The 15,239-nt window shown below is 62.1% G+C and carries 15 protein-coding genes; 11 read left to right on the forward strand and 4 right to left on the reverse strand.

The genetic code is table 11. From position 1 onward, the window contains the following. Positions 1-101 precede the first annotated feature (101 nt). Positions 102-1,004, reverse strand: coding sequence for an EamA family transporter (locus QZ964_RS09885; protein ID WP_292531346.1), 903 nt, complete (start codon positions 1,002-1,004; stop codon positions 102-104). Positions 1,005-1,261: 257 nt separating this feature from the next. Continuing rightward, a complete protein-coding gene (locus QZ964_RS09890) occupies positions 1,262-1,993 on the reverse strand; it encodes a class I SAM-dependent methyltransferase (protein WP_292531348.1) in 732 nt (243 codons plus the stop codon). Positions 1,994-2,094: 101 nt separating this feature from the next. Here QZ964_RS09890 and QZ964_RS09895 point away from each other — a divergent pair, with 101 nt between their 5' ends. Then, a complete protein-coding gene (locus QZ964_RS09895; protein WP_292531350.1) occupies positions 2,095-3,399 on the forward strand; it encodes a glutamate-5-semialdehyde dehydrogenase in 1,305 nt (434 codons plus the stop codon). Between the two features lie 148 nt (positions 3,400-3,547). Beyond that, entirely contained in the window at positions 3,548-4,144 is a 597-nt protein-coding gene (locus tag QZ964_RS09900) for a nicotinate-nucleotide adenylyltransferase (protein WP_292531352.1), read from the forward strand. A 73-nt stretch (positions 4,145-4,217) separates the two neighbouring features. Here the strand turns inward: QZ964_RS09900 and QZ964_RS09905 are convergent, their stop codons facing one another. Next, positions 4,218-4,541 (reverse strand): hypothetical protein, encoded by a 324-nt coding sequence (locus QZ964_RS09905; RefSeq protein ID WP_292531354.1) that lies wholly within the window; start codon positions 4,539-4,541, stop codon positions 4,218-4,220. A 45-nt stretch (positions 4,542-4,586) separates the two neighbouring features. After that, positions 4,587-5,936, reverse strand: a complete 1,350-nt coding sequence (rimO, locus tag QZ964_RS09910; RefSeq protein ID WP_292531395.1) for a 30S ribosomal protein S12 methylthiotransferase RimO — start codon at positions 5,934-5,936, stop codon at positions 4,587-4,589. A 347-nt stretch (positions 5,937-6,283) separates the two neighbouring features. Here rimO and QZ964_RS09915 point away from each other — a divergent pair, with 347 nt between their 5' ends. The 9 genes from QZ964_RS09915 (at position 6,284) to QZ964_RS09955 (ending at position 15,230) form a co-directional block, all read left to right on the forward strand. Further along, positions 6,284-7,267, forward strand: a complete 984-nt coding sequence (locus QZ964_RS09915; protein ID WP_292531356.1) for a beta-ketoacyl-ACP synthase III — start codon at positions 6,284-6,286, stop codon at positions 7,265-7,267. A gap of 149 nt (positions 7,268-7,416) precedes the next feature. After that, positions 7,417-8,304: a formate/nitrite transporter family protein gene (locus tag QZ964_RS09920; RefSeq protein ID WP_292531359.1), complete on the forward strand. Its 888-nt coding sequence runs from the start codon at positions 7,417-7,419 to the stop codon at positions 8,302-8,304. Positions 8,305-8,509: 205 nt separating this feature from the next. Further along, positions 8,510-9,595 (forward strand): hydrogenase expression protein HypE, encoded by a 1,086-nt coding sequence (locus QZ964_RS09925; RefSeq protein WP_292531361.1) that lies wholly within the window; start codon positions 8,510-8,512, stop codon positions 9,593-9,595. Between the two features lie 16 nt (positions 9,596-9,611). After that, complete coding sequence (locus QZ964_RS09930; RefSeq protein WP_292531364.1) at positions 9,612-11,432, forward strand: nickel-dependent hydrogenase large subunit; 1,821 nt, start codon at positions 9,612-9,614, stop codon at positions 11,430-11,432. Continuing rightward, positions 11,429-11,950 (forward strand): nitrogen fixation protein NifU, encoded by a 522-nt coding sequence (locus QZ964_RS09935; protein WP_292531366.1) that lies wholly within the window; start codon positions 11,429-11,431, stop codon positions 11,948-11,950. Before QZ964_RS09930 ends, QZ964_RS09935 begins: the two co-directional genes overlap by 4 nt. A gap of 17 nt (positions 11,951-11,967) precedes the next feature. Continuing rightward, positions 11,968-12,591, forward strand: a complete 624-nt coding sequence (locus QZ964_RS09940; protein WP_292531367.1) for a DUF5947 family protein — start codon at positions 11,968-11,970, stop codon at positions 12,589-12,591. After that, positions 12,584-13,231, forward strand: a complete 648-nt coding sequence (locus QZ964_RS09945) for a DUF6084 family protein (RefSeq protein ID WP_292531370.1) — start codon at positions 12,584-12,586, stop codon at positions 13,229-13,231. Before QZ964_RS09940 ends, QZ964_RS09945 begins: the two co-directional genes overlap by 8 nt. Next, positions 13,228-14,586 carry a hypothetical protein gene (locus QZ964_RS09950; protein ID WP_292531371.1) on the forward strand — a complete coding sequence of 453 codons (1,359 nt, stop codon included), beginning with the start codon at positions 13,228-13,230 and terminating at the stop codon, positions 14,584-14,586. The genes QZ964_RS09945 and QZ964_RS09950 overlap by 4 nt, the downstream gene beginning before the upstream one ends. Further along, positions 14,583-15,230: a hydrogenase maturation protease gene (locus QZ964_RS09955; RefSeq protein WP_292531372.1), complete on the forward strand. Its 648-nt coding sequence runs from the start codon at positions 14,583-14,585 to the stop codon at positions 15,228-15,230. Before QZ964_RS09950 ends, QZ964_RS09955 begins: the two co-directional genes overlap by 4 nt. Positions 15,231-15,239: the final 9 nt, after the last annotated feature.

The raw sequence follows: 15,239 nt of genomic DNA on the forward strand, positions 1-15,239 counted from the left end.
CGCGGGCATCCACGCGATGGGTCGCCCGCCAATCTTGCGAAATGGGCGCAACGTCTTGGCGTGGATGGCCGGGACAAGCCCGGCCATGACGGCGCTTGCAGTCACCCCCGCGCCAGCGCGATCATCACTGCCCCGATCAGCATTACCGCCGCGCCGAGCAATCTGCCGCTCGACTCCTCCTTCAACACATGCCCGCTCGCTAGCACGGTGAAGAGCGCCGAGAGGCGCTTGATGGCGATGACGTAAGGGGTGAACAGAATAGTCAGCGCCCACATTTGCAAGGTGTTGCCGAGGGCCATCGCCGAGCCCGCGCCAATTGCGTAGCGCAGCGCGGACAGGCGCGGCGCGGCGCGCCGTCCGGCGAACCAATAGATGAGGGCGCAGAGCGAGATGACGATGGTCACCGCCGTTATCCAGATGAGCGGCGTCGACGCCCTGACCCCGAGCTTGTCGATATTGGCGGTGACGCTCCAAATCACGGCAGTGCCGATCATCATGCGCGCGCCTTTGTCGCGCGCGAAAACATGGAAGTTGAAGCGGCGTCCGCTCGCCTGATCGGCGTCGAGCAGGCCGACGCCCAGCACGGTGAACAGCACGCCGAAGACGCCCATTGGTGGCGCCTGTTCGCCGGTCATGATCGGCGAGGTGACGAGCATCAGTACCGGCGTGAGCAGCACGAGCGGCGCCACCAGCGAAGCGTCGGACAGGCGAAAGGCGCGGATGTACAGCACATAGGCGACGACATTGAGCGCGCCCGACCAAGCGAGGAGAGTCCAGAATTGCGGCTGCGTCACTGCGGCGAGCGTCTCGCGCGGCGCGCTGAAGAGCCCCGGATAGAGGACGAAACACGCGATCGACAGCAGCAGCGCACCCGCGCACCATTGCGCGGCAAGGATGGCGCGATCGTCCGCCGTACGCGTCGCCGCCTTGGTGCCGAGATCGGTGACGGATTGGCAGATCGCGGTGACGAGCGAGGCGAAAAGAGCGAGAAGCGCAAGGTCCATGGCGCGCTATAGCGCATGAACGGCATGAGTTGGAACTGGCTCTAGGGCGCTCTTGGCGAAGACAGCGCTCCTCGCCCTCATGCTGAGGAAGCGGCGCAGCCGCTGTCTCGAAGCACGAGGGCGAAGCCGAGGATGCGAACGAAGGTTTCCTCCTCCTTCGAGACGCGCCTTCGATCTCGGGCCTGCCCGAGATCGACATTAAAATCCGCAAGTCGGGTAAACCGCGACTTGCGGGCGCTCCTCAGGATAAGGAAACCTTACGCGGCCGGCTTCGCCGCGGTCACCAGAGTGTCCACGCCGTCGCGGAATTCGACTCTGACCGGCGCGAAGCCGACATCGCGCAGCTGCTGCAGCGCGGGCTCGAAATACATGATGCGCCGAGGCGATTCATCGCTCAATAGGTGCACGACCCAGTCTTCAAGCAGATCGAGCCGGTTCATATCGATGAAAATCTTGAACCATCCGCGCACTACGGCTTGCGTATCGGCAAGGTGCGCCGCCGGGTCGTCCATCGCGTAGCGGTCGCCGTTGACGAACAGGCCGCCAGGCTTCAACGCGCGGAAAATCTCCGCGATCGCGTCCTTACGATAGTCGTCAGGGAAATTGTGGATCGCATAATTTGAAATGACGACATCCTTGCTTCCGTCTGGCAATGCGCGCAAAGCCGCGAGCGCATCGGCTTCGATGAATGTGACGCGGCCCGCCGAAGCCGATTCGGCGAGATTGACGCGCGCCTGAGCGAGCATTTCGCCGGCGCTGTCGACCGCAGTGAGCTTGAGGTCGTCGCACGCCGAGAGCGCCGCCAGCGTGCTGATCCCGGTGCCGCAGCCGATCTCGAATCCCTCGATCGGCCCGGCGGAGCGACGCCATTTCGCGACCTGCTCCCCGACCATCCGAGCGAGGACAGGCGCGTTTGGACACAAGAGCCGCAGCACGTCATATTCGGCGCCGATCGGTCCAGCGAAAGGATTATCTTGCAAGGCGGACATGGCGGCCGTTCTTCCATATTGCGCAAGGCCCCGCAAGGCCGCGGCTTTCCTTGCCGTCGCCGCCATGATAGCGAGACGCAGGCATTTGCCATGAGACAGCGATGACGCAGGCATTACGCAATGAGACGCGGTCAAGCGGCGCAGACGCGACGTCGAGCGACTCGTTTGTGGCGCTCGGGCGCGCCGCGCGCGCAGCGGCGCGGGCAGTAGCGCTGGCCTCAACCGACGCCAAGAACAGGGCGCTGCGCGCCGCCGCCGCCGAAATCCGCCGCCAAAGCGGCGTGATACTCGCCGCCAACGCGTGCGACGTCGCTGACGCCAAGGCGCGCGGAACGGCGGCGTCTTTCGTCGATCGTCTGACGCTCGATGTATCCCGCGTCGAAGCCATCGCCCGTGGGCTCGAAGAGATCGCCGATCTGCCTGACCCTGTGGGCCGTGTTCTGGCGCGCTTCGAGCGGCCGAACGGCTTGAAGATCGAGCGCGTCTCGACGCCGCTTGGCGTCATCGGCGTAATTTATGAAAGCCGGCCGAACGTCACCGCCGACGCTGGCGGGCTGTGTCTTAAGTCCGGCAACGCCGCGATCCTGCGCGGCGGTTCCGAGAGCCTGCGCTCGTCGGCCGCCATCCACGCCTGCCTTGTCGCGGGGCTAAAGGCCGCGGGGATTCCCGAAGCGGCGATCTCGCTTGTCGCGACGGCGGATCGCGCCGCCGTGGGCGCGATGCTCGCGGGGCTCGATGGCAATATCGACGTGATTGTGCCGCGCGGCGGCAAGAGTCTCGTCGCCCGCGTGCAGCATGAGGCGCGCGTGCCGGTTTTCGCACATCTTGAAGGCATCGTGCATGTCTTTGTGCATAGGGACGCCGATCTCGAAATGGCGAAGCGCGTGCTGCTCAACGCCAAGATGCGCCGCACCGGCATTTGCGGCGCGGCTGAGACGCTGCTCGTCGACAGGGCCTGCGCCGCGACTCACCTCCAGCCGCTGGTCGCGATGCTGATTGATTCGGGCTGCGAGGTGCGCGGCGACGAAGCGACACAGGCCGCCGATGCGCGGGTGAGACTAGCCAACGAAGAGGACTGGCGCGCCGAATATCTCGACGCGATCATCACCGCTCGGGTCGTCGACGGGCTGGAGGGCGCGATCGATCACATCGAGACTTACGGCTCGCATCACACGGACTGCATCATCACCCGTGACGCGAATGCTGCGGCGCGCTTCATGAATGAAGTCGATTCCGCGATCGTGCTGCATAACGCCTCGACGCAATTCGCCGATGGCGGCGAATTCGGCTTCGGCGCCGAGATCGGCATCGCCACCGGCCGCATGCATGCGCGCGGACCGGTCGGCGTGGAGCAACTGACCTCTTTCAAATATCGCGTCTACGGCGACGGCCAGGTGCGGGGGTGATGAGCCTCTTGGATGGCTTGTCACGCAACGCTTTGGAGTGTCCCATCTCCCGCTCGCGGGAGAAGGTGTCGCGCGAAGGCGCGACGGATGAGGGCCCTCACCCGACCCGGCTGCGCCGGGCCACCCTCTCCCGCAAGCGGGAGAGGGGATGATCCCGCGCCTCCCGCCTCACGCCCCCGACATGCGCATCGGCCTTTTCGGCGGCTCGTTCAATCCGCCGCATGACGGCCATGCGCTCGTCTCGCGCATCGCGCTGACGCGACTGAAGCTCGATCGGCTGTGGTGGATCGTCTCGCCCGGCAATCCGCTCAAGGATGCGGGCGAACTGCCGTCAATCGACGCGCGGATCGCCGCGGCGAAAAAAATCCTGCGCGATCCCCGCGTCGCCTTCACCGGCTTCGAAGCTGACATCAACGCGCGCTTCACCTGCGACACGCTCGATTATCTTCACGCGCATTGTCCGGGCGTGCGCTTCGTTTGGATCATGGGCGCTGACAATCTCCTGCAATTCCACCGCTGGCGGCGTTGGCGGGAGATCGCGCGGACGACGCCGATCGCGGTGATCGACCGGCCGGGCGCGACGCTCAAAGCGATGAGCGCCAAGGCGGCCGTCTATTTCGGGAATGCGCGGCTACCCGAGAGCGACGCCGCGCTGCTCGCCGCGACGCCGCCGCCGGCGATGGTCTATCTGCACGGACCAAGACTCGAGCGCTCTTCGACCGAGTTGCGCGCCGGAGCGCGTTGATGAACGCGCTCCGTTTCTTGGATTGACGCATTTTCACGCCGAACCGGCATCCGCTTCGGCGGAAAATGCTTCCCTATTTGCGTTCGAAGAGCGGCAATATCCAGCGCTTATAGGCCCAGAAGCTCAAGGGAATGCCGACGAAGATCGCGACCCACATAAGAGCCGAATTGTCGGTGCTGTGCTCGTAGAAGCCGCCGCCCTCGGTGACGGACTGCGTATAGGGATTGCGCACAAACAGCGTGATCGCGAATGAGCCGATGACGATCAGCGCGGTCGCGATGTAAAGGCTGCGCGGAATTACGAACTTCGGCAGCTGCGGCTGCGCCGGCGCCTCTCTGGGTAGAGGCGGCGGCGTTTCCTGCGGCGGCGTGGCCTTTTCCTGCGGTTCTTCGGTCATGGCGCGCTCTCCCTAATTTATCCCTGGCCCCAATATAGGGCTGCTCTAGGTCGCCGCGCCATAGACGTCGTAAGCCTCCGAGCGCTCGATTTTCACCGTGACGATGTCGCCGGCGCGCAGCGGGCGCCGCGACGCGACAAATGCCGCGCCGTCGATCTGCGGTGCGTCGGCCTTGGTGCGGCCCTTGGCGAGCGCGCCAGCCGGGCCGCCGCCTGGCTCATCGATAATGACCGAAAGGCGCTTGCCGATTTTGCGTTTCATCAGCCGCGCGCTGATCGCCTGCTGCTTCTCCATGAATCGGCGCCAGCGCATTTCCTTCACGTCGTCGGGCACAGCGGGGAGACCAAGCGCCTCTGCCGGCGCGCCGGCGACGGGCTCATATTTGAAAGCGCCGGCGCGGTCGATCTCTGCTTCCTCCAGCCAATTGAGCAGATAATCGAAATCCGCGTCAGTCTCGCCCGGAAAGCCCACGATGAACGTCGACCGCAACGCGAGGCCTGGACAGGCCTCCCGCCAGGCCCGAATGCGCGCCAGGGTCCGTTCATCATTTCCCGGGCGCTTCATGGCCCTCAGCACATTCGGCGCGGCGTGCTGAAAGGGGATGTCGAGGTAGGGAAGAATTTTTCCCTCCGCCATTAAAGCAATGACCTCGTCGACGTGGGGATAGGGATAGACATAATGCAGGCGCACCCATAACCCGAATTCGCCAAGTTCCCGCGCGAGATCGAGAAAGCGCGCGCGCACGCTGCGATCGCCGAAGATGCTTTCGGCGTAGCGGATATCGCGCCCATAGGCGCTCGTGTCCTGCGAGATGACGAGCAATTCCTTGACGCCGGCGCGCGCGAGCTTTTCCGCTTCGCGCAGCACATCCGCGGCAGGGCGGGAGACGAGCGGCCCGCGCAAATGCGGAATGATGCAGAAAGAGCAGCTGTTGTCGCAGCCTTCCGAGATTTTCAGATAGGCGTAATGGCGCGGCGTGAGCTTGACGCCCTGCTCGGGAAGCAGGTCGACGAATGGGTCGTGCGCCGGCGCGGCGGCGCGATGCACCGCCTCGACGACGCTCTCATATTGCTGCGGGCCGGTGATCGCCAGCACCTGCGGAAAGCGCTCGGAGATCGCCTCCGGCTCCGCGCCCATGCAGCCGGTGACGATGACCTTGCCGTTCTCATTGAGCGCCGCGCCGATTGCTTCGAGCGACTCGGCCTTGGCGCTGTCGAGAAAGCCGCATGTGTTGACGATGACCACATCGGCGCCGGCATGGGTGCGCGAGAGCTCGTAGCCTTCGGCGCGCAACCGCGTAACGATGCGCTCGCTGTCGACGAGCGCCTTGGGACAGCCAAGCGAGACGAAGGAGACGCGCGGGGCGGCGCTGAGCGGTCTGTGTCGATCCTGCATGGCGCCCATTGCCACGTGCGGACCGCCATTGCAATCGCGGCCGCGAGCTTACGCCGTCAGCGCGCCGAGAAGAGCAAAGAGCGCGACGGCGGCAAAGATGATGGCGTCGATCATGAACGCTACTCCGACAAGCCCCCAGCCAGGTCTAGCGGCGCGCAGCTTAAGGAAGGATTGACGCCCAGCTTTTGCCGGGCCCGCGGCGCGACCCAAGAAAGCCCATAAGTCAGCGCGGACGCAAGCGATTTAGACGAACGAAAAAGAAGATTTGCGCTTGGGCTAGGCGGCACTTAGGAATAGCGCTTCGCGGGCGAGCTTTAGCGCCGCCGCTCAGAAGGAAACGCCAGGTCTTGACGAATTCGATCGTTCTCGGAACAGGATCCTATGTGCCGCAGCGCGTCCTCTCCAACGCCGACCTTGAGAAGATCGTCAGGACGAACGACGAATGGATCGTCAGCCGCACCGGGATCAAGGAGCGCCGGGTGGCTGCGGACGATGAGGCGACATCCGATCTTGCGGCGGCCGCCGCGCGCGAGGCGCTACAGTTCGCGGGCGTAAAGCCTGACGATGTCGACATGCTCATCGTATGTACTGTGACAGGCGATACGCCGACGCCATCCTGCGCTTCGTTTGTCCAGGCCCGGCTTGGCGCGAGGAACGCTTTCGCATTCGATGTCGGCGCCGCCTGCGCCGGTTCGCTCTACGGTCTCGCCATCGCCGACCAGTTTATAAAAAGCGGCAAGGCGAAGCGCGCGCTTGTGATCGGCGCTGAGACCTTGAGCCGCTTCGTCGACTGGACCAATCGCGAGACCTGCGTGCTGTTTGGCGACGCCGCCGGCGCAATTCTGCTTGGCGCCAGCGAAGAGCAAGGACGCGGCGTCCTCGCCGCGAGCCTGCGCACGGATGGCTCTATGACCGGCATCTTGGGCATTTATGGAGGCGGCAGCCGACGTCCGCCGTCAGCCGAAATGCTGGAAGAAAAGTCCGGGAAGATCAAAATGCGCGGCCGCGAGGTCTACAAGGTCGCAACGCGGCTGCTGCCCGAAGTGCTGGGCGACGCTCTAAAAGCCGCGGGTCTGACGGCGACCGACGTCAACCACGTCATCGCCCATCAGGCCAACAAGCGGATCATCGAATCCGCGATGCAGAATCTCGGCGTGCCCCTTGAAAAATGCTGGATCAACATCGACCGCTACGGCAACACGTCGAGCGCCTCGATGCCGATTACGCTCGATGAGGCGAACCGCGCCGGACGGCTGAAAAAAGGCGACGTTATCGCCATGATGGCGATCGGCGCAGGCATGACCTGGGGCGGCGCAGTCCTGCGCTGGTAGGCGACGCCTAAACGGCGCGGGCGCGTCACGGCCGCAGCTGCGCTCTCGCGGTCATTTCGGTCAGCCGGGAACAGCGGTTGTAGCTCGACAGTTCAACATTCAGCCGCAGTTAGCGAAGGCCGGGGCGGGCCTCGTTGAAAGGACGACTGTTGACGCCGGATACCCAGCGATTGCAGACCGGCCCCGCCGAGCCCGCGACATTGCGCGCCGACGGTCCGGCCGGCGAAAACGACGTGAAAGGCATCACGGCGCGCGAAATCATCGATATCGAGGAGAGGGCGCAGCCACGCACGCCGGTTCTGTATGAAGTTGTGCGTCGCATGGGCGAAGAAGAGCTCGCGCGCCCGGCGGTGTCGCTCTTCTGGTCAGGCGTCGCTGCAGGTTTTTCGATGAGCTTCTCGCTTATCGCTCGGGCCGCGCTACAAATTAATTTGCCGCAAAGGGCCTGGACGCCGCTAATTGTCGCCGCCGGATATCCTGCTGGTTTCCTCTTGGTGGTGTTGTCACGCCAGCAGCTCTTCACCGAAAACACCATTACAGCCGTGTTGCCGCTGCTAAAGAGCTTTACCGCGCTGAATGTCGGGCGCGTTATAAGATTGTGGAGCGTCGTCTTCGCGGCAAATATGGCGGGCGCTCTGGTTGCGGCGCTCTTCTATGGCTTCACGCCCGCGCTCTCGCCGGAGCTTCACGACGGCATGCTTGAGATCAGCCGCGCGTTGCTCAGCAACAATTCAAAGGAAATGTTTTATAGAAGCATTCCCGCCGGCTTCCTCATCGCGGCGATGGTCTGGCTGATTCCCAACGCCGACTCCGCCCGATTCCATATGGTCGGATTGTTGACATATCTGATTGCGATCGGGGGCTTTACCCATATCGTCGTCGGCAGCGTCGAGGCTTTCCTTCTCATCTTCATCGGCGAGCTGGCGATTGCGCAGTTTTTCGGACAGTTCATGGTGCCGGTCCTCGTCGGCAACATCATCGGAGGCACGGTTCTGTTCGCGCTTATCTCGTACGCTCAGGTTATGAGCGAAATCTAAAAAATTGAGCTGCGCATTTCGTTCCACTTTTAGGAACAATTCTCATTTTTCCGCGTTTCCCTTGGTCGCCGGCAGATCTGCACCGACACGGGCATTCATATGACAGCCTCAAGCGCGTCCTTAACACGTGCATTCTCTGGTCGCTGGCCAGGCTAGCGACGCTTTACGGCGCAGTCGCCGTCTCTTTTGGCGAAAGGATGGACCAATGGCTCCAGACCCCAGTCCGCTCCCAAAAGGCAATGGACAAGCTTCGTCAAAAATCGAAGAGCTTCACGTGCTCTGGATCACCGCTGGGCTCGGCTGCGACGGCGATTCGGTTTCAATCACCGCCGCGAGTGAACCGAGCATCGAAGACATCGTCCTTGGGGCGATACCCGGCCTGCCAAAGGTCCACCTGCACAATGCGGTGCTGTCCTACACGGTTGGCGATGATTTTATGAAGCCGTTCCATCAGGGTGCCCACGGCGAACTCGAACACTTCGTCCTTGTTGTCGAAGGTTCGATTCCAAATGAAAATCTCAGCGGCGACGGATATTGGGCTGCCGTCGGCACCGATACCGCGACCGGCCAACCAATCAAAACCACCGAATGGATTGACCGGCTGGCGCCCAAGGCGCTCGCGGTCATCGGCGCCGGCACCTGCGCCACATTTGGCGGCATCCATGCGATGAAGGGAAATCCTACCGGCTGCATGGGGCTTCAAGATTATCTTGGAGTCGAATGGAAATCCAAGGCGGGCCTGCCGATCGTCAGCGTGCCGGGCTGTCCGGTCCAGCCGGACAATTTCATGGAGACGTTCCTTTATCTCCTGCGTCAGCTCGCAGGTCTCGCGCCGATGATTCCTGTCGATGGGCACGGCCGTCCACGCTGGCTGTTTGGTCCCACCGTTCATGAGGGATGCGATCGAGCCGCTTATTATGAGGAAGCCGATTTCGCGCATGAATATGGCTCACGAAAATGCTTGGTGAAGATCGGCTGCTGGGGCCCGGTGGTTCAGTGCAACGTGCCCAAGCGCGGTTGGATCGCCGGTCTTGGCGGCTGCCCCAATGTCGGCGGCATTTGCATCGGCTGCACCATGCCGGGCTTTCCTGACAAATTCATGCCGTTCATGGACGAGCCGCCCGGTGCCCGCATCTCGTCGGTTCTGGTCAAGCCCTACGGTGTCCTGATCCGCAATCTCCGCAAGATCACCAATCACACGCTGAACAAAGAACCGAAATGGCGCAAGAACACGCCGGCTTACGCCACCGGTTACGATCCTGATAGGCCGAACAAGACTCATCCACTCTAAATTAAGGGACCGCACCATGGTCGACCTCGCAACTCGACGTTCGGCGCCCCCGAGCACCCAAAAAGCCTCGCCAAACCTCGTTGAGAAGAACTGGGACCCGATCACCCGGATCGTGGGGAGTCTGGGAATCTTCACCAAAATCGACTTCGAGAATCGGCGTGTCGCCGAATGTCACAGCACGTCGTCGATCTTTCGCGGCTACAGCATCTTCATGAAGGGCAAGGATCCCCGCGATTCCCACTTCATCACCAGTCGCATCTGCGGTATCTGCGGCGACAATCACGCAACGTGCTCAGTCTATGCACAAAACATGGCTTACGGAATTAAGCCGCCTAATTTGGCCGAATGGATCATCAATCTCGGCGAAGCCGCAGAATATATGTTCGACCACAACATTTTTCAGGACAATTTGGTCGGCGTCGACTTCTGCGAGCAGATGGTCAAGGAAACCAATCCGAGCGTTTGGGCCAGGGCGCAAAGAACGCCGGCGCCGCACGCCGATGCGCACGGTTACCGAACCATCGCCGACATCATGACGGCGCTCAATCCGTTTTCGGGCGAATTTTATCGTGAGACATTGATTGTGAGCCGCTACACGCGTGAAATGTTCAGCCTGATGGAGGGGCGCCATGTGCATCCCTCCACCCTCTATCCCGGCGGCGTCGGCACCGTGCCGTCGAACCAGCTTTTCACCGAATATTTGACCCGTCTCGTGCGCTATGTCGAATTCATGAAGAAATGCGTGCCGCTGCACGACGACTTGTTCGACTTCTTCTATGAGGCGTTGCCGGGATATGAGGAGGTCGGACGTCGACGCATTCTGCTTGGATGCTGGGGCGCGTTCCAGGATCCGAACCATTGCGACTACACCTATAAGAACATGACCGACTGGGGTCGGAAAATGTTCGTCACCCCAGGCGTCGTCGTTGACGGAAAGCTTGTCACGACGGACCTCGTCGACATCAATCTGCAGATTCGCATCCTGCGCGGGCGGTCATTCTATGAGGATTGGGACAATTGCGAAACCTTCGTCAAGAGCGACCCGCTGGGCAATCCCGTCGATCAGAAGCACCCGTGGAATCAGACGACCATTCCAAGGCCGCAGAAGCGCGACTTCGCCAACAATTACTCATGGGTGATGTGTCCGCGCTGGCTCGACAAGAGCAGCGGCGACCATCTTGCGCTTGATACCGGCGGCGGCGCTTTTGCCCGGCTCTTCTCGACAGCGCTCGCCGGACTCGTCGATATCGACGGCTATGTCAAAGCCACCGGCGACAGCGTCAAGATTCATCTGCCCAAGACAGCGCTCAAACCAGCAGTCGACTTTGAGTGGAAGGTTCCCAAGTGGAGCAATGCGATCGAACGTGATCGGGCGCGCACCTATTTCCAGGCCTATTGCGCCGCGGCGGCGTATTATTTCCTGGAGCAGGCGTTTGCAGAACTGCAGGCGGGCCGCACGAAGACATGGACCGAGTTCGAAGTTCCCGAAGAGGCGATCGGCTGCGGATTCCACGAGGCGGTTCGCGGCGTGCTGTCACACCATCTCGTCATAAAAGACAAGAAGATCGCCAATTATCATCCCTATCCGCCGACGCCTTGGAATGCGACGCCGAGGGACGATTTTGGCACGCCCGGACCTTACGAAGACGCGATTCAGAACACGCCGATCTTTGAAGAAAATGGGCCGGACAATTTCAAGGGCATCGACATCATGCGCGCGGTGCGCAGTTTCGATCCCTGCCTCCCATGCGGCGTGCATATGTATGTCGGCGGCGGGAGGACCATTGAGACCAGGCATTCCCCGATGTTTGGCGCATCCCGAAAGCCATCGCCATGAGCTCAGAAGCGCGCGAGGAAGAGACGCTGGAGCAGGGCTTGGCGCGGCTGGACGCGCTGACCGGCGCGCTTGAGCGCGTCGGCGACGCGAAGGCGCAGGAGGCGGCGCGGGATCTGCTCGCGCTTTTGCTGGACCTGCACGGCCGCGCATTTGACCGGCTTAGCGCGATCATTGCGGCTTCGAGCGACGGTCCGGCCTTGTTCGAACGGATCGCCGAGGACAGAGAAATTTCAGCGGTCTTGCTTCTTCATGGCTTGCACCCCAAGAGCGCCGAGGAACGACTGCAGGAGGTCATTGCGCGCATGCAGCCGCAATGGAGCGCGCGCGGCCTGCGTGTCGCGCTCGTCAGCGCAGGACAGGCCTTCGCGATCGTCCAGCTTAAACGTAATGGCCGCGCGGAGCCGCCAGAGCGCTTGCGGCTTGAGATCGAAAATGCGCTCATCGATGCGGCGCCCGATCTCGAAGATATCTTGATCGAATTGGACATGACCGAAACATGCGCCGAAGCCGCCGCTTAAGAGAGAGGCGTGAAGGCATGGAAAGGATACAATTGGGCGGTTGGGCCTCTCGGCTTCGGCGGTTCGTTACACTGGCGAAAGAGGAGCGTTGCGACTTCTGCTCGAAGGTCATCGCAGCTCGCCACGCGCATTTGATCGAGCGCGCGACTCGAAAGTTCTTTTGCGCCTGTCCTCAGTGCGCGATCCTTCTGGGCGCCGGCGACCGTTACGCCGCCTTACGCGCGCGCACGGATGTGCTGCGCGACTTCGATCTCAACGACGCCGAATGGCAGGGCTTTCGTATTCCTATCGATCTCGCCTTCGTTTTCCGGAGCACGCCGGCGCGGGGGCCGGTGGCGATTTATCCCGGGCCGGCTGGCGCGACCGAGTCGCAGTTTTCCGACGAGTGCTGGTCGCGGCTGGCCGCAGCCAATCCGGCGCTTGCCGACCTGGATCCGGATGTGGAAGCGTTGCTTGTCAATCGAATGAATGGCGCGCGGGAATACTACCTCGTATCGATCGATCACTGCTACGCGCTCGTCGGACTGATCCGCAAGCAATGGCGTGGACTGTCTGGCGGCGCAGAGGTCTGGGAGGCTGTGCGAGACTACTTTCAGAAGCTGCGCGACGGCGGCGGAATAGAGGACGTCCTCCATGGTTGATCTCGACTTTCGCATCGAGGATGTCAAAATCGAGAAATATTCGGCTGCGCCGCTGCTGCTGTTCGCGCTGCATGTCGTCAACCGGACGCCTGAACTTCCCGTCCTCAATGTGATGCTGAATTGTCAAATACGCATTGAACCAGCGCGGCGGCGCTATGAGGGCGAAGAGCAGGAACGTCTTTCCGATCTCTTCGGTCAGGCGTCGCGCTGGGGCGAGACGCTGCGCAGCCTATTCTGGACGCACGCAAGCGTTTCAGTTCCCTCGGTCGATCCCGAGCGCAAAGTCGAACTGCCCGTACCCTGCAGCTATGATTTCAATATTGCGGCGACGAAATATTTCCACGGGCTCGAACACGGCGACGTTCCGCTCAAACTCCTATTCAGCGGCTCGATCTTTTATCGCGACGGCGAAGGCAGATTGCAGATCGAGCAAATTCCTTGGAGCAAGGAATGCGCCTATCGACTGCCTGTCGCAACATGGCGCGCCATGATGGACCATTACTACCCGCAGAGCGCATGGCTCTGCCTGCATCGTGACGCCTTCGAGGAGCTGGACAGCTATCGGCGGCGGCGAGGATTCCCGACATTTGAGCGCGCCGTGCAGGCGCTGCTCGAAGCAAGCGCGGCGGCGGCGGCATGAGGCTCGACTCCATCAAGGCGATCGCCAACGCCGTTCTTTACGAGGGCTACATCCTCTATCCCTATCGCCCGTCGTCGATCAAAAATCGTCAGCGCTGGACCTTCGGCGGCGTGTTCCCGACGTCCTTCGATCAACAGGGCGACGCCTCCTTTATGGAGACTCAGGTTCTGTTGCGCGGCGGGGAACAAGCGGCTTTTGGCGCGCATTTCCGCTTCCTGCAGGTCGTCAAGCGCGAGATCGGCCTTCTCGCGGCGCCGGCGGACAAACTTCCGAAAGACGGGGCGCCGGCGCTGACGCTCGTTCCGAGACTTGATGTCGACGGTCGTGAGTTGCTTGCGTGGGAGGAGGCGCTAGAGCGTGAGGTCGTCCTGGGTCCGCTGCGGCCGGCCGATATTCAGGACGCCGCCTTCGTAACGCCGCCTCGCTTCGAGCCGGCGCGCAGTTTCGAGCCGGTTCGCGACAGAAAGGGCCGAATCGTCGCCGTCCTCGTCCGCACATCGCTTGCGATCGATGGCGTCGTTGAAGCGAAAGCGCGAAGACTCGCGCCTGAATTATGGAAGTTGACGCTGCGGATCGAAAACGTCACGCCGCTTGCCGAGGCCGATCGCCGGGACCGGGCCGCAGCGCAAACTCGCGCCTTCGCTTCGACACATGTGATCATCACCATCGAAGGCGGCGAGTTTATTTCGTTAGTCGATCCTCCCGAAGCTTTGCGCACGGCGGCGGCGCAATGCACACATGTTGGCGCCTTCCCGGTCTTGGTCGGCGGTCAAGACAATCGCGCCATGCTCGCCTCGCCGATCATCCTTTATGATTATCCGGCAATCGCGCCGGAAAGTCCCGGCGACCTGTACGACGGCACTGAGATCGACGAAATCCTGACGCTCCGCATTCTCGCGATGACTGACGCCGAGAAGCGCGAAATGGCCTCTGTCGACGCGCGTGCGCGGGCGCTGCTGGAGCGCACGCATGCGTTGACCGCTGACGACATGGCGCGTCTGCATGGCGTGATGCGTGACGGCGCGTCGCAGGCGAGTGAGCTTGAGCCGCCGCCGGCGATCAAAAACCGCGAGACGCCGCGGCTCGTTTCGCTCATCGACAATGGCCGCCCTCTATGCGTTGGCGCGCGCGTTCGGCTGCGTCCGAAGTCTGGCGGCGACGTCATGGATATCGCATTGAGAGACAAGCTTGCGGTCGTTGAGGCGATCGAACGCGATTTCGAAGACCGCATTCACATCGCGGTGACTTTGCTCGACGATCCGGGCCGCGATCTCGGCGCCGCGGGTTTTCCCGGACATCGCTTCTTCTTCAGCCAAGAGGAGATCGAGCCGATTGCAGCGGGAGACGCGCCATGACGTCAATTCTCGTCGCTTGCGTCGGCAATATTTTCAACGGCGACGACGGTTTTGGGGTCGAGGTGGCGCGCAGGCTTTCACAGGTGAAGCTGCCAAATGGCGTGCGGGTGATCGATTTCGGCATTCGCGGCATCGATCTCACTTACGCGCTGATGGACGGTTATGACGCCATTATTCTCGTGGATGCGGCGCAACGAGGGGAAGCGCCGGGCGTCGTCTCCATTGTCGAGCCGGAACGCGTTGAACTGGAGGATCCTTCCTCAGAGGACTTGGCGCTTTCGCCGCATGAGCTCGATCCGGCGAATGTTCTTCGTCTGGCGTCGGCGCTCGGCGGAAGCTGTCAGCGCGTGCTTCTGGTCGCCTGCGAGCCATTGGCGCTCGGCGGCGAGGAAGGCGTCATGGGGCTGAGCGAGCCTGTCGCGGCGGCGGTCGGCGTCGCGGCGGAAACGGTGGAAGAGCTGATCGATGAAATGACGCGGCGTAGCCGGCACAGCGCTGTCGGGATCGGCGCAACAGGACAAACAAGGAGAAGTGTCATGAGCGGATGGGAAATTGCAGGAATCGTTCTCGGGCTTATCGTCCTTGGCCTGCTGATCATGAACGCGAGGGACATCTATCGCTACATCAAGATTAGCAACATGTAAGATTGACAG

Source organism: Methylocystis sp. (assembly GCF_021731785.1).
Taxonomy (GTDB): domain Bacteria; phylum Pseudomonadota; class Alphaproteobacteria; order Rhizobiales; family Beijerinckiaceae; genus Methylocystis.